At 58.2% G+C, this 20,330-nt stretch carries 21 protein-coding genes, 1 tRNA gene, 2 rRNA genes and 2 pseudogenes; 16 read left to right on the top strand and 10 right to left on the bottom strand.

The annotated features are described in order from the left end of the window. Nucleotides 1-474 precede the first annotated feature (474 nt). The 3 genes from IEI95_RS26275 (at nt 475) to IEI95_RS26265 (ending at nt 4,036) form a co-directional block, all read left to right on the top strand. Nucleotides 475-3,386: ribosomal RNA gene (locus IEI95_RS26275) — 23S ribosomal RNA — on the top strand. 339 nt (nt 3,387-3,725) lie between these two features. After that, nucleotides 3,726-3,840 (top strand): 5S ribosomal RNA (rrf, locus tag IEI95_RS26270). A gap of 119 nt (nt 3,841-3,959) precedes the next feature. Further along, nucleotides 3,960-4,036 (top strand) — tRNA-Met (locus IEI95_RS26265). Here the strand turns inward: IEI95_RS26265 and IEI95_RS26260 are convergent. After that, nucleotides 3,993-5,117, bottom strand: coding sequence for a recombinase family protein (locus IEI95_RS26260; protein WP_234934294.1), 1,125 nt, complete (start codon nt 5,115-5,117; stop codon nt 3,993-3,995). The two genes, IEI95_RS26265 and IEI95_RS26260, sit on opposite strands and share 44 nt — an antisense overlap. On the opposite strand from IEI95_RS26260, the gene IEI95_RS29540 reads away from it, so the two are divergent. Beyond that, nucleotides 5,025-5,255 (top strand): hypothetical protein, encoded by a 231-nt coding sequence (locus IEI95_RS29540; RefSeq protein ID WP_234934269.1) that lies wholly within the window; start codon nt 5,025-5,027, stop codon nt 5,253-5,255. The genes IEI95_RS26260 and IEI95_RS29540 overlap by 93 nt on opposite strands. A 60-nt stretch (nt 5,256-5,315) precedes the next feature. On the opposite strand, the pseudogene IEI95_RS29535 reads toward IEI95_RS29540, so the two are convergent. The 4 genes and pseudogenes from IEI95_RS29535 to IEI95_RS26245 all read right to left on the bottom strand — a co-directional run. Beyond that, nucleotides 5,316-5,690 (bottom strand): annotated as a pseudogene (locus IEI95_RS29535) (recombinase family protein); the annotation flags it as partial. Nucleotides 5,691-5,706: 16 nt separating this feature from the next. After that, entirely contained in the window at nt 5,707-6,087 is a 381-nt protein-coding gene (locus tag IEI95_RS26255; protein WP_156538740.1) for a transcriptional regulator, read from the bottom strand. After that, nucleotides 6,077-6,400, bottom strand: coding sequence for a type II toxin-antitoxin system HigB family toxin (locus tag IEI95_RS26250; protein ID WP_156538741.1), 324 nt, complete (start codon nt 6,398-6,400; stop codon nt 6,077-6,079). The genes IEI95_RS26255 and IEI95_RS26250 overlap by 11 nt, the downstream gene beginning before the upstream one ends. Nucleotides 6,401-6,495: 95 nt before the next feature. Continuing rightward, nucleotides 6,496-6,705, bottom strand: a complete 210-nt coding sequence (locus IEI95_RS26245) for a hypothetical protein (RefSeq protein ID WP_194417199.1) — start codon at nt 6,703-6,705, stop codon at nt 6,496-6,498. A gap of 478 nt (nt 6,706-7,183) precedes the next feature. On the opposite strand from IEI95_RS26245, the gene IEI95_RS26240 reads away from it, so the two are divergent. The 4 genes from IEI95_RS26240 to IEI95_RS26225 all read left to right on the top strand — a co-directional run bounded on the left by IEI95_RS26240 (nt 7,184) and on the right by IEI95_RS26225 (nt 10,934). Then, complete coding sequence (locus tag IEI95_RS26240) at nt 7,184-9,613, top strand: ParB N-terminal domain-containing protein (RefSeq protein WP_194417198.1); 2,430 nt, start codon at nt 7,184-7,186, stop codon at nt 9,611-9,613. 120 nt (nt 9,614-9,733) lie between these two features. Continuing rightward, the gene (locus IEI95_RS26235; protein WP_156538744.1) at nt 9,734-10,090 is read left to right on the top strand and encodes a hypothetical protein; all 357 of its coding nucleotides are present in this window, start codon (nt 9,734-9,736) and stop codon (nt 10,088-10,090) included. Next, nucleotides 10,087-10,536 carry a DUF2958 domain-containing protein gene (locus IEI95_RS26230; RefSeq protein WP_475392904.1) on the top strand — a complete coding sequence of 150 codons (450 nt, stop codon included), beginning with the start codon at nt 10,087-10,089 and terminating at the stop codon, nt 10,534-10,536. Before IEI95_RS26235 ends, IEI95_RS26230 begins: the two co-directional genes overlap by 4 nt. Next, complete coding sequence (locus IEI95_RS26225) at nt 10,533-10,934, top strand: hypothetical protein (RefSeq protein ID WP_156538745.1); 402 nt, start codon at nt 10,533-10,535, stop codon at nt 10,932-10,934. Before IEI95_RS26230 ends, IEI95_RS26225 begins: the two co-directional genes overlap by 4 nt. A gap of 112 nt (nt 10,935-11,046) precedes the next feature. Here IEI95_RS26225 and IEI95_RS26220 read toward each other — a convergent pair whose 3' ends face one another. The 3 genes from IEI95_RS26220 to IEI95_RS26210 all read right to left on the bottom strand — a co-directional run bounded on the left by IEI95_RS26220 (nt 11,047) and on the right by IEI95_RS26210 (nt 13,341). After that, nucleotides 11,047-11,328, bottom strand: a complete 282-nt coding sequence (locus IEI95_RS26220; RefSeq protein WP_156538746.1) for an HU family DNA-binding protein — start codon at nt 11,326-11,328, stop codon at nt 11,047-11,049. A gap of 67 nt (nt 11,329-11,395) precedes the next feature. Beyond that, nucleotides 11,396-12,214 carry an alpha/beta fold hydrolase gene (locus IEI95_RS26215; protein ID WP_156538747.1) on the bottom strand — a complete coding sequence of 273 codons (819 nt, stop codon included), beginning with the start codon at nt 12,212-12,214 and terminating at the stop codon, nt 11,396-11,398. A gap of 170 nt (nt 12,215-12,384) precedes the next feature. Further along, nucleotides 12,385-13,341 carry a GlxA family transcriptional regulator gene (locus tag IEI95_RS26210; protein WP_156538748.1) on the bottom strand — a complete coding sequence of 319 codons (957 nt, stop codon included), beginning with the start codon at nt 13,339-13,341 and terminating at the stop codon, nt 12,385-12,387. A gap of 86 nt (nt 13,342-13,427) precedes the next feature. Here IEI95_RS26210 and IEI95_RS26205 point away from each other — a divergent pair, with 86 nt between their 5' ends. The 3 genes from IEI95_RS26205 to IEI95_RS26195 all read left to right on the top strand — a co-directional run bounded on the left by IEI95_RS26205 (nt 13,428) and on the right by IEI95_RS26195 (nt 16,556). After that, a complete protein-coding gene (locus IEI95_RS26205) occupies nt 13,428-14,087 on the top strand; it encodes a DJ-1/PfpI family protein (protein ID WP_156538749.1) in 660 nt (219 codons plus the stop codon). Between the two features lie 931 nt (nt 14,088-15,018). After that, nucleotides 15,019-15,336 carry a DUF736 domain-containing protein gene (locus tag IEI95_RS26200; RefSeq protein ID WP_194417197.1) on the top strand — a complete coding sequence of 106 codons (318 nt, stop codon included), beginning with the start codon at nt 15,019-15,021 and terminating at the stop codon, nt 15,334-15,336. A gap of 377 nt (nt 15,337-15,713) precedes the next feature. Next, complete coding sequence (locus IEI95_RS26195; RefSeq protein WP_194417196.1) at nt 15,714-16,556, top strand: DUF932 domain-containing protein; 843 nt, start codon at nt 15,714-15,716, stop codon at nt 16,554-16,556. A 251-nt stretch (nt 16,557-16,807) separates the two neighbouring features. On the opposite strand, the gene IEI95_RS26190 is transcribed toward IEI95_RS26195, so the two are convergent. Together IEI95_RS26190 and relB are read right to left on the bottom strand one after the other, a co-directional pair. Continuing rightward, entirely contained in the window at nt 16,808-17,167 is a 360-nt protein-coding gene (locus IEI95_RS26190) for a hypothetical protein (RefSeq protein ID WP_194417195.1), read from the bottom strand. 231 nt (nt 17,168-17,398) lie between these two features. After that, nucleotides 17,399-17,659, bottom strand: a complete 261-nt coding sequence (relB, locus tag IEI95_RS26185; protein ID WP_156592285.1) for a type II toxin-antitoxin system RelB family anti-toxin — start codon at nt 17,657-17,659, stop codon at nt 17,399-17,401. A 162-nt stretch (nt 17,660-17,821) separates the two neighbouring features. Between relB and IEI95_RS26180 the strand changes: the two genes are divergently transcribed. The 5 genes and pseudogenes from IEI95_RS26180 to IEI95_RS26165 all read left to right on the top strand — a co-directional run bounded on the left by IEI95_RS26180 (nt 17,822) and on the right by IEI95_RS26165 (nt 20,312). Next, nucleotides 17,822-18,100, top strand: a complete 279-nt coding sequence (locus tag IEI95_RS26180; protein WP_194417194.1) for a DNA -binding domain-containing protein — start codon at nt 17,822-17,824, stop codon at nt 18,098-18,100. Continuing rightward, nucleotides 18,019-18,396, top strand: a pseudogene (locus tag IEI95_RS29840) (transcriptional regulator domain-containing protein); the annotation flags it as partial. The gene IEI95_RS26180 and the pseudogene IEI95_RS29840, both read left to right, overlap by 82 nt. Nucleotides 18,397-18,424: 28 nt before the next feature. Beyond that, a complete protein-coding gene (locus IEI95_RS26175; RefSeq protein WP_194417193.1) occupies nt 18,425-18,997 on the top strand; it encodes a DUF2285 domain-containing protein in 573 nt (190 codons plus the stop codon). A 135-nt stretch (nt 18,998-19,132) separates the two neighbouring features. Further along, nucleotides 19,133-19,423 carry a helix-turn-helix transcriptional regulator gene (locus tag IEI95_RS26170; RefSeq protein ID WP_156592288.1) on the top strand — a complete coding sequence of 97 codons (291 nt, stop codon included), beginning with the start codon at nt 19,133-19,135 and terminating at the stop codon, nt 19,421-19,423. Between the two features lie 19 nt (nt 19,424-19,442). Continuing rightward, the gene (locus IEI95_RS26165) at nt 19,443-20,312 is read left to right on the top strand and encodes a replication initiator protein A (protein WP_156592289.1); all 870 of its coding nucleotides are present in this window, start codon (nt 19,443-19,445) and stop codon (nt 20,310-20,312) included. Nucleotides 20,313-20,330: the final 18 nt, after the last annotated feature.

Genomic DNA, 20,330 nt, shown 5'->3' with positions numbered 1-20,330 from the left:
AATTTTGTCTTCTGAAGAAAAAATAAAGTTTACAGCGCTCGATTGAGTTCTGTCTGTTCTGGTACATTGTGAAGAGAAGATTGATCTGGAGGCTTCCAGGTATTGTGAGGGAAACCTTGCGATGTCCGAGCCCTTTCCTGATGATCCCTAGGATGGTCTAGCCGACCTGATTTTGGTGAAGGATTGGAGGTAGGAAGGAAGCTTGTCACTCTGGATCGTGCGTTGTTCGACACTTCGGTGTTGTCTGACAAACGATCGGATTACCGTTGCCTGACCGCGCGGTACCGGATTTGATCTCGAGAAGCTGGTCTTAAGATAGACTGCAAGTGAGCTGCTCGGCGTAGCTCCAATAAAGCAGATCTATCGAACACGTCGATGGCATCATTGGTTTGGTTGGGTTGTAAAAGGTAACCCGGCCTGTTGCTCGTTTCCTTTGGAGGCGACAGCGAGATGATGAGCATTGGCAATGAGAACGATTAAGTGGAATAAGGGCATTTGGTGGATGCCTTGGCATGCACAGGCGATGAAGGACGTGATACGCTGCGATAAGCCGTGGGGAGCTGCGAATAAGCTTTGATCCATGGATTTCCGAATGGGGAAACCCACCTTAAATGCTTGGGAAATCTGAACTGTCTTGACCAGCCTTTTGACTTCGAGTGATCGAGGGAAAAGGCTCGAAGCCGTTTGGCTTCGCAAGGCCAAGGGCCGTCGCTGCTGATGCAGCGTGGGTTCTGCGGTCTCTGAAGGGGTTGGGACGTGTCAGGTTTCCAAGCATTGTTAATAAGGTATCTTATCCTGAATACATAGGGGTAAGAAGCGAACTCGGGGAACTGAAACATCTAAGTACCCGAAGGAAAGGACATCAACCGAGACTCCGCAAGTAGTGGCGAGCGAACGCGGACCAGGCCAGTGGCAATGAGGAATAAAGCGGAACAAGTTGGAAAGCTTGGCCATAGTGGGTGACAGCCCCGTACGCGTAGAACACTCATTGTCCTAGAGTAGGGCGGGACACGTGAAATCCTGTTCGAACATGGGGAGACCACTCTCCAAGCCTAAGTACTCGTGCATGACCGATAGCGAACAAGTACCGTGAGGGAAAGGTGAAAAGCACCCCGACAAGGGGAGTGAAATAGAACCTGAAACCGGATGCCTACAAACAGTAGGAGGGCGAAAGCCTGACTGCGTACCTTTTGTATAATGGGTCAACGACTTAGTGTAACTAGCAAGCTTAAGCCGGTAGGTGTAGGCGCAGCGAAAGCGAGTGTTAATAGCGCGATTGAGTTAGTTGCATTAGACCCGAAACCGAGTGATCTAGCCATGAGCAGGTTGAAGGTTGGGTAACACCAACTGGAGGACCGAACCCGCATCTGTTGCAATAGATTGGGATGACTTGTGGTTAGGGGTGAAAGGCCAATCAAACTCGGAAATAGCTGGTTCTCCGCGAAAACTATTTAGGTAGTGCGTCGATCGAATACCTCAGGGGGTAGAGCACTGGATGGGCTATGGGGACTCACCGTCTTACTGATCCTAACCAAACTCCGAATACCTGAGAGTACTAATCGGCAGACACACGGCGGGTGCTAACGTCCGTCGTGAAGAGGGCAACAACCCTGACCTCCAGCTAAGGTCCCCAAGTCATGGCTAAGTGGGAAAGGATGTGAGGATCCCAAAACAACCAGGATGTTGGCTTAGAAGCAGCCATCATTTAAAGAAAGCGTAACAGCTCACTGGTCTAAATAAGGGTCTTTGCGCCGAAAATGTAACGGGGCTAAAGCCATGCACCGAAGCTGAGGATGTGCAGTAATGCACGTGGTAGCGGAGCGTTCCGTAAGCCTGTGAAGGGACAGTCGTGAGACATCCTGGAGGTATCGGAAGTGCGAATGTTGACATGAGTAACGATAAAGGGGGTGAGAGACCCCCTCGCCGAAAGACCAAGGGTTCCTGCTTAAAGTTAATCTGAGCAGGGTTAGCCGGCCCCTAAGGCGAGGCAGAAATGCGTAGTCGATGGGAACCACGTTAATATTCGTGGGCCTGGTGGTAGTGACGGATCACACAAATTGTACAGTCTTACTGGATTGATTGTGCAGTGGAGTGGTTCCAGGAAATAGCTCCACCGTATAGACCGTACCCGAAACCGACACAGGTGGTCAGGTAGAGTATACCAAGGCGCTTGAGAGAACTATGTTGAAGGAACTCGGCAAATTGCACGCGTAACTTCGGAAGAAGCGTGACCCCTTTTTACGCAAGTGGAGAGGGGTGGCACAGACCAGGGGGTAGCGACTGTTTATCAAAAACACAGGGCTCTGCGAAGTCGCAAGACGACGTATAGGGTCTGACGCCTGCCCGGTGCTGGAAGGTTAAAAGGAGAGGTGCAAGCTTTGAATTGAAGCCCCAGTAAACGGCGGCCGTAACTATAACGGTCCTAAGGTAGCGAAATTCCTTGTCGGGTAAGTTCCGACCTGCACGAATGGCGTAACGACTTCCCCGCTGTCTCCAACATAGACTCAGTGAAATTGAATTCCCCGTGAAGATGCGGGGTTCCTGCGGTCAGACGGAAAGACCCCGTGCACCTTTACTATAGCTTTACACTGGCATTCGTGTCGGCATGTGTAGGATAGGTGGTAGGCTTTGAAGCTTGGACGCCAGTTCGAGTGGAGCCATCCTTGAAATACCACCCTTATCGTCATGGATGTCTAACCGCGGTCCGTTATCCGGATCCGGGACAGTGTATGGTGGGTAGTTTGACTGGGGCGGTCGCCTCCGAAAGAGTAACGGAGGCGCGCGATGGTGGGCTCAGACCGGTCGGAAATCGGTCGTCGAGTGCAATGGCATAAGCCCGCCTGACTGCGAGACTGACAAGTCGAGCAGAGACGAAAGTCGGTCATAGTGATCCGGTGGTCCCGCGTGGAAGGGCCATCGCTCAACGGATAAAAGGTACGCCGGGGATAACAGGCTGATGACCCCCAAGAGTCCATATCGACGGGGTTGTTTGGCACCTCGATGTCGGCTCATCGCATCCTGGGGCTGGAGCAGGTCCCAAGGGTTTGGCTGTTCGCCAATTAAAGCGGTACGTGAGCTGGGTTCAGAACGTCGTGAGACAGTTCGGTCCCTATCTGCCGTGGGTGTAGGAATATTGACAGGATCTGTCCCTAGTACGAGAGGACCGGGATGGACATATCTCTGGTGGACCTGTTGTCGTGCCAACGGCATAGCAGGGTAGCTATATATGGAATGGATAACCGCTGAAGGCATCTAAGCGGGAAACCAACCTGAAAACGAGTATTCCCTATCAGAGCCGTGGAAGACGACCACGTTGATAGGACGGGTGTGGAAGCAGGGTAACCTGCGAAGCTTACCGTTACTAATAGCTCGATTGGCTTAATCGTTCTCATTGACCATGCTCATCAAAGCCTTCGGCTTTGATGATGCCATCTGTTTTGTCCTGACGCTGTCGGCTCTTTGAGCCTTCGCTGCGGACGGCCCGCACCATCAGGTGCGACGGCCCTTGGCCTTGCGAGCGGAGCTCGTCACGGCCACGGAAACAAAAAAGACGTGTTCACACAATAAGAAAACGGGCAACGCCCACCAGCTTCTCAATTATGCAAAGCATCAATACGGTTCCGTATCAACGCTTTGGCACCCTTCTGAGCGCAAGCGAAGAAGATGGGTTTGCCAAAGAAAAGGGAACAATGTTGATGCAAAGCATCAACATTGCCCTTAGCTGACCTGGTGGTCATGGCGGGGCGGCCGCACCCGTTCCCATTCCGAACACGGCCGTGAAACGCCCCTGCGCCAATGGTACTTCGTCTTAAGACGCGGGAGAGTAGGTCGCTGCCAGGTCTGCTAAGCGCAATGTTCATACTCAAATCAATCATCTTCTCTCACAAACATCGGCCCCGCCGAAAACATAAAGGGTCGCTCAAGCGACCCTTATTCCGTTAACGCATAACAATATATAACGCGGGGTGGAGCAGCCCGGTAGCTCGTCAGGCTCATAACCTGAAGGCCGCAGGTTCAAATCCTGCCCCCGCAACCACTGATAACGACACTCCCGTGAGTCTAGCTCCGGGAGTTTTCTTTTTTGCAGCATTCCCAACGACCTGACGCTCTACCCAGTTCAGGATCGTCCCCAATTCCCCATACAAAAGCGCATCGATCTCGCCCCGGTTCGGTCCCGGCGTCAGAACGATCTTCTCGATCAGCATCCGCAAAGCCTCGGCAGCCTGCGTACGTTCTTCCGGCTCGTTCAGCGCTTCCGTCAGTTTTGCGACCTTCTTTGCATAGATTGCCGAGGCGCTCGGCAGAAGGTCCGGAATGTCTTCAGGAACGTCGGTCAGGAGTGTCGTCAAGTCTGCTTTCCGAGCTTCCAGAGCATCCATCTCCGCTTTCATGCTTGGCTGGAACATGCCGGCCTTGATGGCTTCGATAATGCCGCGAATGTCCTTCTCGACTTTGGCGAGTTCCGCTTTCCATGTATCGGCACTGGAGCGCCGTTCCCGGTTCCGTCGGTTCATCTCTTCGGCATAGGCCCGCATCGCCCCGGCCGCCACCTCCGGCGCCATCATCCGGTCCTTGAGGCCCGCAAGCACACGGTCCTCTAGTTCCTCGCGCGGGATCGTGCGGCTGTTCGTGCAAGAGCCGTTGCTGATATGGTTCGAGCAGGCGAAGCGGTCCGCCCCGCGCAGGGAGTAGGGGCCGCCGCAGCAGCCGCAATAGATCAGGCCCGAAAGCAGCGACTTTGGCCGGCGCGTGCCGTTCAGGCGGTTCTTTTTATGATGCTCGCGCACCGCCTCCGTCACATTCACATATTTTTCCGAAATCTCACCCTGCCGTGTCCGAACGGCTTGCCAGAGTTCGTCATCGACAATGCGCAGGTGTGGAACCTCGGTGACGATCCATTCGCTTTCCGGGTTCTGGCGTGAAACACGTTTGCCTGTCGATGGGTTCTTGACGTAGCGGAGCCGGTTCCAGATCAGCTTGCCGATATAAAGCTCGTTATTGAGGATGCCAGTTCCGCGGCTGGCGTGGCCCCGGATCGTCGTATCGTTCCACAGCTTGCCATCGGGACCGGGAATGCCTTCCTCATTCAGCGTTCTGGCAATCGCCCGCGGCCCGATCCCGGCGGCAAAGTCGCGGAGGATGCGTCGAACCACCTCGGCCTGTCGTTCATCGATCTCCCGGTCGCCGCGAACGAGTTCGCCCTTGCCATTCAATTGCTTCACGACCCTGTAACCGTAGCACAGACCGCCACCTGACTTGCCATCCTCGACCCGGCCGCGCAGGCCGCGCCGCGTCTTGTCGGCCAGATCCTTGAGGAAGAGAGCGTTCATCGTCCCCTTGAGGCCGACATGCAGTTCGGAAATCTCGCCTTCCGCCAACGTGACGATCGGCACGCCGGCAAATTTGAGATGCTTGAACAGGTTGGCGGTATCGGCCTGGTCGCGGCTGATGCGGTCCAGCGCTTCGGCCAGCACCATGTCGAACTGGCCGGCTTGCGCGTCCTGCAGGAGCATCTGGATGCCGGGCCGCAGGATCACGGTGGAACCGGAAATCGCCGCATCCTTATAGCAGCCGACGACCTTCCAGCCCTCTCGTTTCGCCTGATCACGGCAAATACGGAATTGATCCTCGATCGAGGCTTCATTCTGATTGTCTGAGGAATAGCGGGCGTAGATCGCAACGCGGGTCATTCGCTGTCCTTTCGCGTCAAGCTGCCTTTTCCAGGCGGCTTGGCCGGATCAACACTTCGGCCGATATTCCAAGGCGATCATGTAACTGGCGGATCATCTCGATCGACAGGCCGCGTCTGCGATTGAGGATTTCCGATGTGCGGTTCCGTGTACCGAAAATCGGTTCGAGATCCTTGCGGCTCAATCCCTGCTGCTCCATCCGGAACTTGATCGCTTCGATCGGGTCCGGCGGGTCCATCGGATAATGCTTCGCTTCATAAACCTCGATCAGCGTCGCCAGCACATCAAGCCGATCACCGTCCGGCGTACCGCTCTTTGCACCCCAAAGGCGTTCGACCTCTTCAAGGGCGGCCTCGTAATCCGCTTCGGTGCGGATGGGCTTGAGATCAGTCGCCATACTTCACCTCCGTTACATCGATCTTGTCATATGCCTTGTGGGTGCCGATCCATTTGATCCAGACGATAGTTTTCTCGAAGTCGACCGACACGACAAGGCGATAATCATTACCCTTGATGTTGAATACGATCCGCTCTGCGCTGACGATGCTGGCCGTGGCATAGAGCTTCTTCACATCGGCGGAATTTGCCCACTCCGCCTTGCTGACTTCATCGAACCAGGCATCGAGCGCCGCTTTGACGGCGGATTGATCCTTATGTCCTGCGAGGCTTTCGATGAATTCCCGCAAGGTGCGACGGGCAATGATCCTCATGAAGCAACCCTATCACGATCCCGATGCGGGATCAATGCTGATGTAAAAATATCCCGGCAAGCTATACCTGTACCGGGATTAGGATAAGCAATCGCTCACGACTCTATGGTCCGCTTTCTGGCATTATTCGAGCGCCGCTCCAACGCCATTTTCTTTTGAAACTGCTCGCGTGCCATTTGCCGGCCGATCAGTCGGGCGAGGGCCATGACTGCCTCATCGGCTATCCGCATCCGAACCGCTTCCTCTTCTGACGTGTCGGACGGAGGAAGGACGTCGATCCTGATGCTTTCGCGCTGTGGTTTCATGGGGTCCCTGGCTCGTACCGGAGTGTTGGCAGAACCATCGAGACTCGTCCCAGCGTGAAAGAAAATAGCGTCGGCCGCGCTGTGCGGCAAAGAGGATACTCCGACCTACAAAAAGGATGGTTTCAACAGCGTCCGAAGGCGGAAGCCAGCCGGCTCCGTCCGTCTCGACAGAGTAAGGAGCGCTTCGCGCGCCTTGTCCTGATCGGCTGCGGCTGAAGCCTTGCCGATCGTGAGGGGAAGCCAAGGGGTCTTAACCCCTTTCTCCCCTCAAGCACCGCCTGCGCATGGCAGGGCCGCCCGCTTCTCAGGACGGCGCACAATCACCATCAGCTTCATTTCTTCCGATCCGTCCCGCTTGGCCGCGCAGCCCGGCCATGCTCGCCGGCACTTGCCCCCTCCCATCCCCGCGGGCTCGCGCCCCCCCGGGAGGCATGTCGGGGACATGCCTCCGGCATTAACGGAGAAAAGGATTGGAACAATGGCAAGGACAGCGAAGAAGACGAAGGCCGTCACTGTTGCGACGGTCGAGAATGCGGCGGCGGATGCGGAAATCCGCAGCGTTGGGGAAGTGGTGGCGGATTTGGTGGCGGCATTGCCCGCACCGGAGCCGGAAACCGTTGTGACGGCGGAACCCGTAGCGGAAGCCGCGACCGGCACGGAAATCTTCATTCCCCTCAACAAGCTCAAGCGATCACCCCGAAACGCGAGGAAGACCCCTCATAGCGAGGAAACAGTGGAGACCTATGCGGCAAGCATCGCCGCCAAGGGTATCCTGCAGAACCTCGTGGTGGAGCCGGAACTTGACGTGGACGGCAAGCCGACCGGTTTCTATTTCGTCACTATCGGCGAAGGCCGCAGGCTGGCGCAGATGTTGCGGGCGAAGCGCAAGGAAATCAGGAAGACCGAGCCGATCCGTTGCGTCATAGACATGGCGAACGACCCGTTCGAGATCAGCCTTGACGAAAACGTGACGCGTTCGGACCTCTCGAATGCCGATATGGTCGAAGCTTTCCTCCAACTTTCGCAGGATCGCGGATGGAGCGCGGCGGATATCGCCGTCCGCTTCGGCGTGAGTGAGCATGTGGTGAGGCAGCGCCTCAAGCTCGGCGCGGTCAGCCCGAAGATGATGCAAGTTTATCGCGAAGGCGGTTTGAACCTTGAGCAGTTGCAGGCGTTCGCCATCACCGACGACCACGCGCGGCAGGAGGAAGTTTTCGAGAACCTGCACTATAACAGGGAAGCACGGATCATCCGCCGCGACCTGACCGCGAGCAATGTACCGGCCACGGAGCGGCGCGCTGTCTTCGTCGGCGCGGAAGCCTACACTCAAGCGGGTGGCGCCATCATCCGTGACCTGTTTACCGAAGATCGCGGCGGCTATTACGATGATCCCGCATTGCTTGACCGGCTTGTTCTCGAAAAGCTGGAAGGCATCGCCGCCGCCATTCGGGCGGAAGGTTGGAAATGGACGGAAGCCTCTATCGACTTCCCCCATGCCCACGGCATGAGCCGTTTCTATCCGCATGCGGTCGAATTGTCGGAAGAAGATGAGGCCGCCTATGCCGGCGCTAGGGAAGAATTTGATCGCCTGACGGCAGAATGGGAGAATACGGAAGAAGACTTGCCCGCCGATGTGGATCAGCGTTTTGCGGAACTTGAAGAGGAAATGGAGCGCATCGACGCCACGCGGGAGGGATACGAGACGGACGAGATTGCGCGAGGCGGCGTGTTCGTCACGTTGAACCATGACGGCATCGCCCGTATCGAACGCGGCTTTATCCGCGCCGAAGACGAGGCGCCGGAGCCGGAACCGCAGGAAGACGAGAACGCGAGCGCCGAAACCGTCATTGATGGCGTTCGCGTTAATGCGGACGGCGAAATCATCGAGGATGGTTGCAGCCCGGACCCGGATAGCGGCGTCGATGACGAACCGGAAGGAGACGCGGGCCAGCCGATTTCCGACATTCTCACCCGCGACCTGACCGCTCACCGGACGCTTGGCCTTCGCCTTGCGCTTGGTGAGCAGCCGGAAATAGCCTTGATCGCCGTCACCCACGCGCTTGCCGCGCAGATTTTCTATCGTGACGCCAATGCTCACGCCCTCGAAATCCGCCCAACCAGCATTCAGCTTGGCGGACATGCGGACGGGATCGAGGACATGGCGGCGGCGAAGATGCTGGCGGATCGTCACGCCGGATGGGCTTCCGACATGCCGCATAACGTGGCGGACCTTTGGGATTTCATCGCCGGTCTCGACCCCGTAAGCGTCATGGCGCTATTCGCGCATTGCGCTTCGCTCGCGGTGAATGCCCTCAAGTTGCCGTGGGAGCAGAACAAGCGCCGCGCCCATGCGACCGCCGACAAACTGGCGACGGCGCTTGAGCTGGACATGAGCCAGCATTGGACGCCCACCGTGCGTTCCTATCTTGGCCGTGTGACCAAGGCGCATATCCTTGAGGCTGTCGTGGTGGGGGTAGGATACGGAGCCGCCGAGCGCATCAAGGACAAGAAGAAGCAGGAAATGGCGGAAAAGGCCGAGCAGCTTCTTGCCGGAAGCGGATGGCTGCCGCCGCTTCTGCGCACCGAGCCGCCAGCATGGCTGGACGAGCCGCAGCAGGCCGAGGCAGAGGCGGAAGCCGAAACCGTTGCGGACGCCCCCGAAACCATAGAGCCGGAAGACATTGCGGCGGATGCAGCGGAGCCTGCCATGCCGGAACCGGAAGCATCGGAGCCTTTCGGTCCCGACGCGGAGGAAATCGTGGCAATCGACGAGGCAGAGTTTGCCGAGCCGGAGGAAGCGCCCACCTTGGTTGACGTGCCGGACCCTGATGCGCCGGAGCCGGAGGAAATCGCCCCGGATATGGAAGACGTCGAAGACGGCGCGGCCTTCTACGAAGCCGCCGAGTGAACCGCATGGCCGGAGCCGCCCACGCGGTTCCGGCCTCTTTCCCCATTGCTCCGAGGATCGTTCCGGCCGCGCCGATTTCGACGCAGCCGGGAACCTCGACGGATCGCAGGGACCACGACAATGAACATCTATGCCGAGCAGCGGGCAATGCTGGCCCGCATGATCAGAACGCGGGATAAAACCCGCCGACACATCGAAATCATCAGGCGACAGATCGAGAAGCGCGCCGAGCGCATGACCGTCACCACCAGCCTTAAAACCCGCCAGTATGGCCGCATGAAATCGACATGGACCCGCGCCGACGAACGCGATTATCAGGAAAACGCCGCGCAACTCCGCTTCCAGCCGCGTGGCGAAATCGACGCGCTCACCTGCAAGCTGGAACGGCAGGAAGCTGCTATCGCCGCCTTCCGTGACCGTTGCCAGCTTAACGAGGATGCAGCGCGATGGGCCGCACCGGAGGAAATGGCGTCATGACACGGCGATTTCCCCGAACCGAAAGCCTGATCCCCGATAATTTGCGCGCCGTGCTGATCGCCAATGGCCGAGCCAGCGAGGAAAGAGAAAATTTCGACCCGCGCCCTGTCGTGAAGCTGTTCACGCCGAACGGTTCCGCGACATGGCTCATTACCGAAGGATACGAGGAACCTGACGGCGATTTGCGGCTGTTCGGCTTGTGTGACCTTGGCTTTGGCAGTCCCGAACTTGGTATGTCATGCTGTCCGAGATCGAGGAAGTGCGTGGCGGGCTTGGCCTGCCGGTTGAGCGCGACCTGTATTTCAGGCCCGAATATCGCCTCAGCCGATATGCCGACATCGCAAACCACGCCGGAAGGATTGTTATCTGAAACACTGTTCCGGCGCGTCGGACCGCGATGCGCCGGAGCGGCCTATTGTACAGAGACGCGGGGAGACCGAAAATGATCGTGCTGATTACATTGTCTGTCGTGATGGTCATCGCCATGTGCGCACTCGCTTATATGCTGGCGACCTATGCCGTACCGTTTTTCTTCGCCGTCATGACAACCCGCTTCGCCTTCGCCACTGGAGCCGGTTATATCGGCGCTGGCATCGTCGGCCTGTTCGCGGGCGCGGCCTCCTACGGCTTCCTTGCCTATCTCTATGCCACGCTGCGCTCGCCGGGATTGCGTCTCGCCATTGCCCTGATATTCGCGGTTCCGGCCGCTATTGCAGGCTTCGCCCTTGTGCATGGTTTCGCCCGCGAGGCGGTTCCGTCCGAAGTCTGGCGGAAAATCTTCTCGCTCATCGGCGGCGCATTCGTCGGCCTGTCGGCGCTGGCGCGCTTGCGTGAAGGGCCGTAAATTGACACGCAGTTTCCTTCGGACATTCCGGCAAGAAGAGTTTGCAGTATCCGCAATCTTGGCATTACAAGTGCCGCGCCATTGACGCGGCACCGCCCAGTAATCCTGACCGTCAGCCGTTGATGGCTTCTTTCAGCGCCTTGGCGGGCTGGAATACGAGTTTTTTGGATGCGGCGATCTTGATCGTCTCGCCGGTCGAGGGATTGCGGCCGTCGCGCGCAGGCTTGTCCTGAACCTTGAATTTACCGAAACCGTTAAGCGAAACCTCTTCTCCTTTGGCGGCAGCCTGCGAAATGCCTTTCAGGACGTCTTCGACAATTGCCTTGGCCTGAGTTTTGGTCAGCTGATGTGCCGCGGCAAGACTGTCTGCCAGATCGTTTGTACTGATGGTCATAATTATCCTCCTCGTGATTCGAGACAGCATGTTAGCCCATGCGAGTATGGCCGTCGCCGCCGATTGGTCAGTCGAGCGAGTTGAGGAAACTGCGCAGCATTTCGTTGAAAATAGAATGCTGCTGCCAGTGAGGACCGTGACCGGCATCAGCGAGACGCAACGGGCGGTGTGTCCATAGATTGCGGTATTTCAGCGAGTCGATGTAATCAAGGTTTATCACTGGATCGTCGGCACCATTGACAATCGCTAGCGGGACGTTGGAAGTCGCGACCAGTTCCCGTTGATCGATCTGCGTTCCCGCAATTACGGCATCCACCATGTATTGGCGCGCACGCCCATCTGTGCGGCGTACGGCGGATGTGTAGAACACATCGCGTTCAGCACTCGGTCCTAGGGCCATGGTGACCACACCTTCGATCTGCTCGTCCGTCAGGGTGGAATTGCCGGTGTAAGCCATTTCTGGATTCGGCAGGAAGCCAAGTTGCGCTCCTTCAGGTCCCGGCGGAATAGGTGGCGTTCCGAAGATCATCACCCCTGAGACATCGTCCAGTTTCGCCACGAGGTCTAGTGCAATATGCCCTCCGAGCGAATGGCCGAGAATAGCGACCTTATCGATGCCGAGTTTTGTGAGGACTTCCGCGATCACTTCCGCATAGCCGCCAAAGCAATAGGTGCGGGAGGGGTCGAGTGCATCGGATGAGGCACCATGCCCGGGCAGGTCGAGTGACACCAGCCGGCGTGTTCCGGCAAGCGCCTGCTGCTGGAACACGAACATTTCCTTGCAGCCGGAATTGCAGTGCAGCATCAAAAGTGGTGTGCCATCTCCCGCGACATCGCTGACCGCGATACGTCCGTGTGAAGTGTCGATAAATGTCTGCTCGCTCATATGGGTATTCCAGACTCAGTCTATAATCGGGGTGTGCTTGAGACAGCATCTTCACAAGATTATGGCAAGTGCCGCTATGCCGGACATCCGACTATGACATTGCATGGCTGTCCTACAAACTTTTGGAAAAGCCTTATCTTCGTCGAACGATGAGATTTGATTAACCGCAATCAGCTTCGGAACCTGTCCTGCCACTCTTTCGGCCCCACGCCCAGTTTGCGGAGGAACGCGCGCCGCATCGTTTCCGGCGAGCCAAATCCGCACTTTCGGGCGGTTGTCGATATCGCAGCGCCGGTTTCCAGCAATCCCTGTGCTCTCTCCAGACGGATCGTCTCGACCGCCTCGGCTGGTGTGCGTCCTGTGCGCTGACGATAATGGCGAACAAAAGAGCGCAGGCTCATTCCTGTCTGGTCTGCCAACGTTTCCAACGTCAACTGACGTGACAAGTTTGCTGAGATCCATGCATGAAGCTCCGAAAACCTGTCATCAACGGATTGAAGCATGAGCGGCGCACTGAACTGAGACTGACCGCCGGGCCGCTTGAGAAAAACCACGAGCTCGCGCGCGACGGCAAGAGCAAGGACGCGGCCATGATCTTCTTCCACCATCGCCAATGCCAGGTCTATTCCAGCCGTGACGCCGGCCGAGGTCCATATTGGGTCATCCCGCAGAAAGATCGGGTCGCGTTCGAGGCGCACGTCTGGAAAACGTTTGGCGAATTCATCGCATCGATGCCAGTGGGTGACGGCGCGGCGACCATTGAGCAATCCGGCCTGCGCCAGCAGGAACGCTCCGCTACAAACCGACGCCAGACGCCGAACATTGGTTGCGCGGTCCTGAACCCATTCGATCAGCGCCGGCCTGCTGCACGCGGCGTTTACGCCACTGCCACCGGCAACGATAGCCGTATCTGGTCCCGGGTTGCGCGCCGACAAGGTTTGGCAACGTAGCGTTATTCCGGAATTACAGGTCACCTCAGCTTCTTCCGCAACCAGGGCAATCTCGTAGAGCGGTCCTTTTGTCGATGCACGGGACAACTGGTTTGCGGAGGCGAACACCTGCGCAGGACCCGTTGCATCGAGAACTTGCGCATCGGGAAAAACTAGAATCTCGATCTTACGTAACATCGGGAATTGGCCTGAAATGAGGGACTATTGGCATTCAGGCCATACCATTTACTGCCATGATTGCTGCGTCAAGACAGGAGAAAATGATGTCCTTTCGCTTCGGTATCCTTTGCTTTCCGGGTGTTCAGCAACTCGATCTGACAGGCCCTTACGAAGTATTCGCTTCTGCTCGGAATACGCAGGTGGATCTTGTCTGGAAGTCCGCCGAGCCGGTTCGCGCTTCGACCGGACTGTGGCTCACGCCCAACGCGACCTACGAAGACGCGCCAGAATATGATCTTATCTGTGTTCCGGGCGGGGGTGGCGTGAACCCGCTTTTGACAGACGAGGAAACGCTGGACTTTGTCCGCGCTCAGGCGAAAACAGCGCGCTTCGTCACTTCGGTCTGCACCGGCTCACTGGTGCTCGGCCAAGCCGGGTTGCTCGATGGCAAGCGGGCGGCCACACACTGGAACGCGATGGATCTTCTGCAGCGGTTCGGAGCGATTGCGGTGGAAAAGCGGGTCGTTCGTGACGGCAACCTGATAACCGCTGGCGGTGTTACGTCCGGGATCGATTTCGGGCTTTCGGTCGTGGCGGAATTGATGGGGCGGAACGAAGCTGAAATAATCCAGCTCTCGTTGGAATACGCGCCAGCGCCACCTTTCGATGCAGGATTACCAGCCCGCGTCCGTCCTGAAATCCTCGCAGAAGCCCGTCAGCGAATGGCGCGGTCACGAGAGGAGAGGGAGGTGCTGCTTTCCTAAGACGGTACTTGCCATTGCTCAATGGCGGGGTGGGTGCATTCGTCAAGAAATACGAGATCATCGAAATCATAGATTGGGCTCGGTGTCTCCCCGGCAGGAATGATATGGGCGTCGCCCTGCGGGCCGGGCTGTCGGCTGCGCTGAAGCCCGCTGAAGCGGTCTTCACCCTTCGGGCGTTCATCCCTGACGCAAGAAGGGATGGCGGCGGCGGGCACTTCTCCCGGAGAAGCCTGCGCTCCCACGAGACCAGGCAGATGGCCTGTTCAGTTTATGGCACAGCAACATGAACCAGATCAGCGCCAGTTCCTCGTTGTCCGCCTCGGCCATGCCTGCATGGAGGCGCCCGAAGCGCAGAACAAGCAATTGTCCAGCTTCACCGAGAGGCAGGGATTGCCCGCGCCGGATAGGCAGGCTCCTTCCATGCCGCTCCAATCGGGCGTCTCCAGCAAACAGCGATGGCGAAAGTTCGGCCCGTTTTCTTTTTCGCCTCACAGCGTTCGTGAAGAAACTTCACCGCCTTGACGTTGAGGGAGCTGCGCGTATGGAAGCCGGCATAGCCTGCGACGTCCTGCGTCCATGAAAATGCCCCGACCAATCGCAGCCGTCACTTGCTTTCCTGTCTTTCCGCCGACCAGACCGCACCTACCGCAAACCCGATTGATCTGGTCTGACCGAAGACCGGCGACGCGAGCGTCGCCTCGATCTCAATCCCGCAACGCCCACCACCAGCTTTTTTCCGCCGCCTTCGGCTTTGCACCGCGAAACAAAAAAGCTGCCGCCGGCCGCCCTCCATTTCATTCCGGCCCTAAGGACCACCCCATTGCGCAGGCGCAATGGGGACCCCGGTGGGTGCAGGCCGATCGTCCCCGGTCAATCGACCATCATCGGGATCGCGATAGGCGCGGTCCGATTAGCAGAAGGAAAACAAGTGATGGCTACGATTGGCACATTTTCCCGGACGCAGGACGGCGCAGGCTATGCCGGTTCGGTCAAGACCCTCAACCTCAACGTCAAGGCGGTGAAGTTTGTCCCCACCGAGGGCGAAACCGAAAACGGTCCCGACTTCCGCGTCGTCGCTGCTGGCACCGAGTTCGGAGCAGCATGGAGGAAGCAGTCCACGCAGGGCAATTCCTACCTCTCGGTGAAGCTGGACGATCCCTCATTCCCCGCCCCGATCTACGCAAGCCTGGTCGAGACGGACAACGAGGAACTGGCGCTGATCTGGTCGCGCCGCCGCGCCGCCAACTGAAACAGGGCCACTGGTTAAGCCTCGCGAAAGCGAGGCTTAACCATGCTCATGCCCGCTACCGTCAAGGAACACGGCGAGCTTCGCTCCGGTCTGTCACGATCGGCTGCGGCCGAGCCTTGCCGATCATAAGGGGAAGCCAAGGGAAACTTTTCCCCTTCTCCCCTCAAGCGCCGCCTGCGCACTGGCAGGCCCGCCGGTTCGCAGGACGGCCGACGATCCTCATGCTTTCGGTCATCTCAACCCATCCCGCTCACCTTGGCAGGCCGGCCATGCTCGCCGGCGCTTGTCCCCTCCATCCCCGCGCGCTCTCGCGCCCCCGGAAGGCATGTCGAGGGACATGCCTTCGGCGTTTAAGGGAAAGAAAAGGAGCAAGGATCATGAATTATCATCTCGCCACACGGTTCGGTCGCAACAGCCATCAGATCAGCGGGCGCGAAGCCCTCGACAACGAGGCGCTGTATCGGCACGTTCCGTCCATATTCGCTCGCGAAGCGCATGACAGCCGCTCGGAGCGTTATGTTTATGTCCCTACCATCGAGATCGTGGAGGGGTTGCGCCGGGAAGGATGGTTTCCGTTCTTCGCCGTGCAGGCCGTTCCGCGCAACGATGACCGCCACGGCCACGCCAAGCACATGCTGCGTTTGCGCCGCGACGGCGGCATCGGCAAGCCGGAGGCGGCGGAAGTCGTCATCGTCAATTCCCATGACGGGACCTCGGCGTTTCAGCTTTTCTCAGGCATGATCCGCTTTGTTTGCACCAACAGCATGATTGCCGGAGAGTGCTTCGAGGAAGTCCGCGTCCCGCACAAGGGCAATATCCAGCATGACATTATCGAAGGCGTCTATACCGTGGCGGAAGACTTCCCGCGCCTCATCGACGCCACCGAGACAATGAAGGAAACGCAGCTTTCGCAGGACGAGCGCCGCGTTCTGGCCGAGGCGAGCCTTGTCGCGCGCTATGGAGAGGAGGAAAGCCCATTGCGCCCAGAGCAGATCATCGAACCACGCCGCCGCGAGGATGCAGGCAGCAGCCTCTGGAGAACATTCAACACCCTGCAAGAACACCTCACGAAAGGCGGGCTGCACGGCAGCAGGCGCAATGCCGAAGGCCGCATTCGGCGTAGCCAGACCCGCGCCATCAATGGCATCGAACAGAACGTGACCCTCAACCGGGCGCTGTGGACGCTGGCGGAAGGCATGCAGCGTATCAAGGCGGGTTGATAGTGCCGCCGTGGAGCCGGGATACCGGCTCTACGGTTTTCCGCCTTGCAGGCGTTCAGGTTTCCCGAAATTGCCGCCGATACGTGGCCCGTATCGGCGGCGCGGCCGCGTCTCATGGACACGGCCTCTGCTCGCCGGGCTGCGCCCGGCTCGCAAAAACCATCCACAGACGATGCCATCATCCCGAATATCATCCATGCCGGATCGAGCAGAGTGTGCCCTTCGAAATAGCCAGCCTTACTGAAACACTTTCAGCGGGGCAGGCTCCAATCGCCCATTTCTGTGGCCGGTCCGGCCGCGATGCGAAGACCGCCATCCGGATCGGGCAGGAAATCGACAACAATCTGATCTCCGGAACCGGCAGCTTCCACGGCTTTCCGCAAAACCTTGCGCATGACGCGGCCGAGTGCTGCGGAGTCGACGGCCTGTACGTCACTTGTCAGCGGCACGCGCAGGAAGCAGCGCACGCCGCCGGCTTCCACCGCACGATAAAAATCGCGCGTGGAACGGGATTTCGCGACATCCTGTAGCGCTTCGATCAAAGGTTTGACCTCGTTGGCATGCCCTGCGCCGTCACGGTGAATTGTGATGTTTTCAGATACGATAGCCATAGGACTGTCCGTTCCGGAAAATTCCTGAAGCATAACTATTACGCCAAACCTCAATACTTGCACAGACTGCCGCGTGTTACGATTCGCTTTCTGAAAGAACGGGGGCGCGGATGGCCGCAGCGTGAGCGCCATCGGCGGCAAGACGTGCAGGCATGTGATAAGACTTCGGGAACGAATGCGCTGCCTGACAGCTTGTCTTACCCGCGTCGGACCATATTCAGGTCGAACGATTTAACCCTCGTCCGCCTTGCGATCAGCTTCTTGACATTCATCGATAGCGACCGTCTTCCGCCGCAGCAGTTCGCACGGATCGATGCCAAGAGCCTCGGCAATCTGCCCAAGCACGGTTACGCTCGCAGAAACTTTTCCGCGTTCAATCGAACCGATATAGCGCATACTCACATTAGTACGCTCTGCCAGTTGCTCTTGCGTCAGGTTCTTGTCATGGCGTATGCGACGCAGGTTTACTGCCATGACTTCTTTCAAATCCATGCCTGATGGGAAGCAGAGCGGAAACTGATGTTCTAGGAACGATCGTTCCTATTCGTCATCGGGTGTGCTATGATATTTGTGTAATCGACGTTTTCGCCATGGAGGCTGGAAATACCGTGACGTTTCCATGCCTATTCCTGCCGGTAAATCAGGGAAGCAACGATGCAAAAACCGGAACTTGACCCAGACGTTGCGGATATTGCGCCTGATTCGCATATCCTTACCGGCTATGATGAAGTTCACCTTATTACCTATCTGCGCCTGCTCGATGCGGCGACAGATGATGCCGACTGGCGGGAAGTCGCCCGGATCGTCCTGCACATCGACCCCGAAGCCGAGCCGGAAAAAGCGCGGCGGTCATGGGAGAGTCATCTGGCACGGGCGCGATGGATCTCCAAAAGCGGCTACAAGCATCTGTTGCGGGGCGGTGCACCACACTGAACCCCGCCTGCTCGACAGGTTTGCCAATCTCGTATCGCCGGTTTGCGATATTGCGGACTGGCTCACTGCGGCCTGTTCTTCGATACTTGCGGCCTTCTTTCTTGTTCCATGGTTGTAAGGAGTCCGGAATGTCCGAGAATGATTGGAATAATGCCGCCGCCTATGCCTATATGAACGACCACGATGCGGAAGGGTTTGGTTGCGAGTTTTTGCATCGCAATGAGAGCTTCCGCAACGAGTACGCGGCGTTTTCCGCGGATGAAGAAGTAACCGACGCTTTCGCGGCAAAGTGGGGGCTTCGATTTCGCACCCCGAACCGATCGGGTGAAGGAAACTGCGTTCTGGACCTTCGACGCCTTTCCCCGCGTTCTCAACCTCACACTGACGAACAAGATCCCTTGGCCGAACGATCCTATCCCGGTTTCGCGCCTGCCGGGAGCCGACCGCCGCGCCGTTGGCGATGATCTCTATGTCCTCTGGGAGCGACAAGACCGTCCGCACCGGCTGGTTGTCGTCAATGGTCGCCGGGAAGGACATTTCAATGCGGTTGTCCTGCCGCTGGACGAGGCGTTCGAAACCCGGCTTCATGCGGCAGGACGGTTCTGGCGACAGTTGAACGGCCGGCCGCCTGGTCCCGATTACGGCACATTCCCGCCGCGCAGTCGGCAACTCGCCATTCTCACCTTGCGGATATTCGATGGTCGCAAGGCCGGTGCGTCCTATCGGGAAATCGCCAATGCGTTGCTTGCGAAAGAACCGATCGAGCCGAGAGACTGGCGCGACCATCCCCTGAAACATCGCATTCGCGAATTGCTGCGCAAGGCCGACCGCATGATCTACCACGGCGGCTATCACGATCTCCTGTTCTATCCGCACCGGCGCGGCAAACGCCGGTAGCGAAAGGACGGGCAGGGGGTAGGAAAACACTACCCCCTGTTTTTTGACATCCCTTTGGCGTCGGCAGTTCCGGCACCGTCCGTTCTGTAGGTCCCGATAGGTCGGGACCGCATCGGAACGAGACGGAGCCGACACATGACCGACAACAAGATCATTGACCCGAAAAACCCACCGCAACGATTCCTCACTACCAAGGAAGCCGCCTTTATCGTGGGCATCTGCAAGCGGACGCTGGAAAAGCACCGCACCTATGGCACCGGCCCGAAATACCGCAAGGTCGGCGGCCGCATCCTCTACGATATAGATGACCTGCGCGCATGGACCGAGATCGGCGCGCGCGTGTCCACCACCGATCCCATTGACGACTTCATTCGGCCTGCGAAGCGGCACGCTGCTCTTGCCCCGCGCTATGCGGGCAAGAACTGACATGGCCGGAACGGCAAGGATGCGGAAATCCCCGGTCAACTCGCAGCAACTCGAACTGTTTCGGCCGAGCGGCGGCGACATCGCCACCCGTGATGCGCAGGATCTCATGGCATGGCCATTCTTCTCGCTGGCCAAATCCCGTCGCGTGACGCCGATCGATTTCCACATGGGCGGCGTTGCGATCCGCGTCGAAGCCACCGCCGAACATGGAATGGCGACGATCTGGGATGCGGACATATTGATATGGGCGGCCTCGCAAATCGTCGAGGCGCGCGACAAGGGTTTGCGAACATCGCGCTTCATGTCCGCCACGCCTTACGAAATCCTCTCCTTTATCGGCCGTACCGATTCCGGACTGAACTACGGGCGGTTGAAAGCGGCGCTCGACCGGCTGCAATCCACCACTATCGTCACGTCGATACGCCAGTCGGTTGAGCGCAGGCGGCATCGCTTCTCGTGGATCGCCGAATGGAAGGAACATCTGGACGCGGCCGGTCGGCCGCTCGGCATCGAACTCATCCTGGCGGACTGGTTCTATGCCGGCGTCATCGACGACGCCCTGATCCTCACCATCGACCGTGCCTATTTCGATCTGACCGGCGGCCTCGAGCGCTGGCTTTACCGTCTCGTGCGCAAGCATGGCGGCCGCCAGACATGGGGGTGGAGCTTCGATCTCGAACACCTGCATCTCAAGTCCGGCTCACTCTCGCCGCTCAAACATTTCGCCTACGATCTGCGTGCCATCGTCCAGCGCCAGCCGCTTCCCGGCTACCGGCTGGCGCTTGTCACAGATCCGGACGGACGTATCCGCCTGACCTTTCAACCGACGCCAACCGATCCAATGAAAGCCGCGCTGCGCCTGTCGCGCCGCCGTCCGATCAGATTGTGAGCAGCCTGTGGACAGACC

This window comes from Agrobacterium vitis (genome assembly GCF_014926405.1).
GTDB lineage: Bacteria > Pseudomonadota > Alphaproteobacteria > Rhizobiales > Rhizobiaceae > Allorhizobium > Allorhizobium vitis_H.
This window is presented reverse-complemented; position numbering and strand designations above follow the sequence as displayed.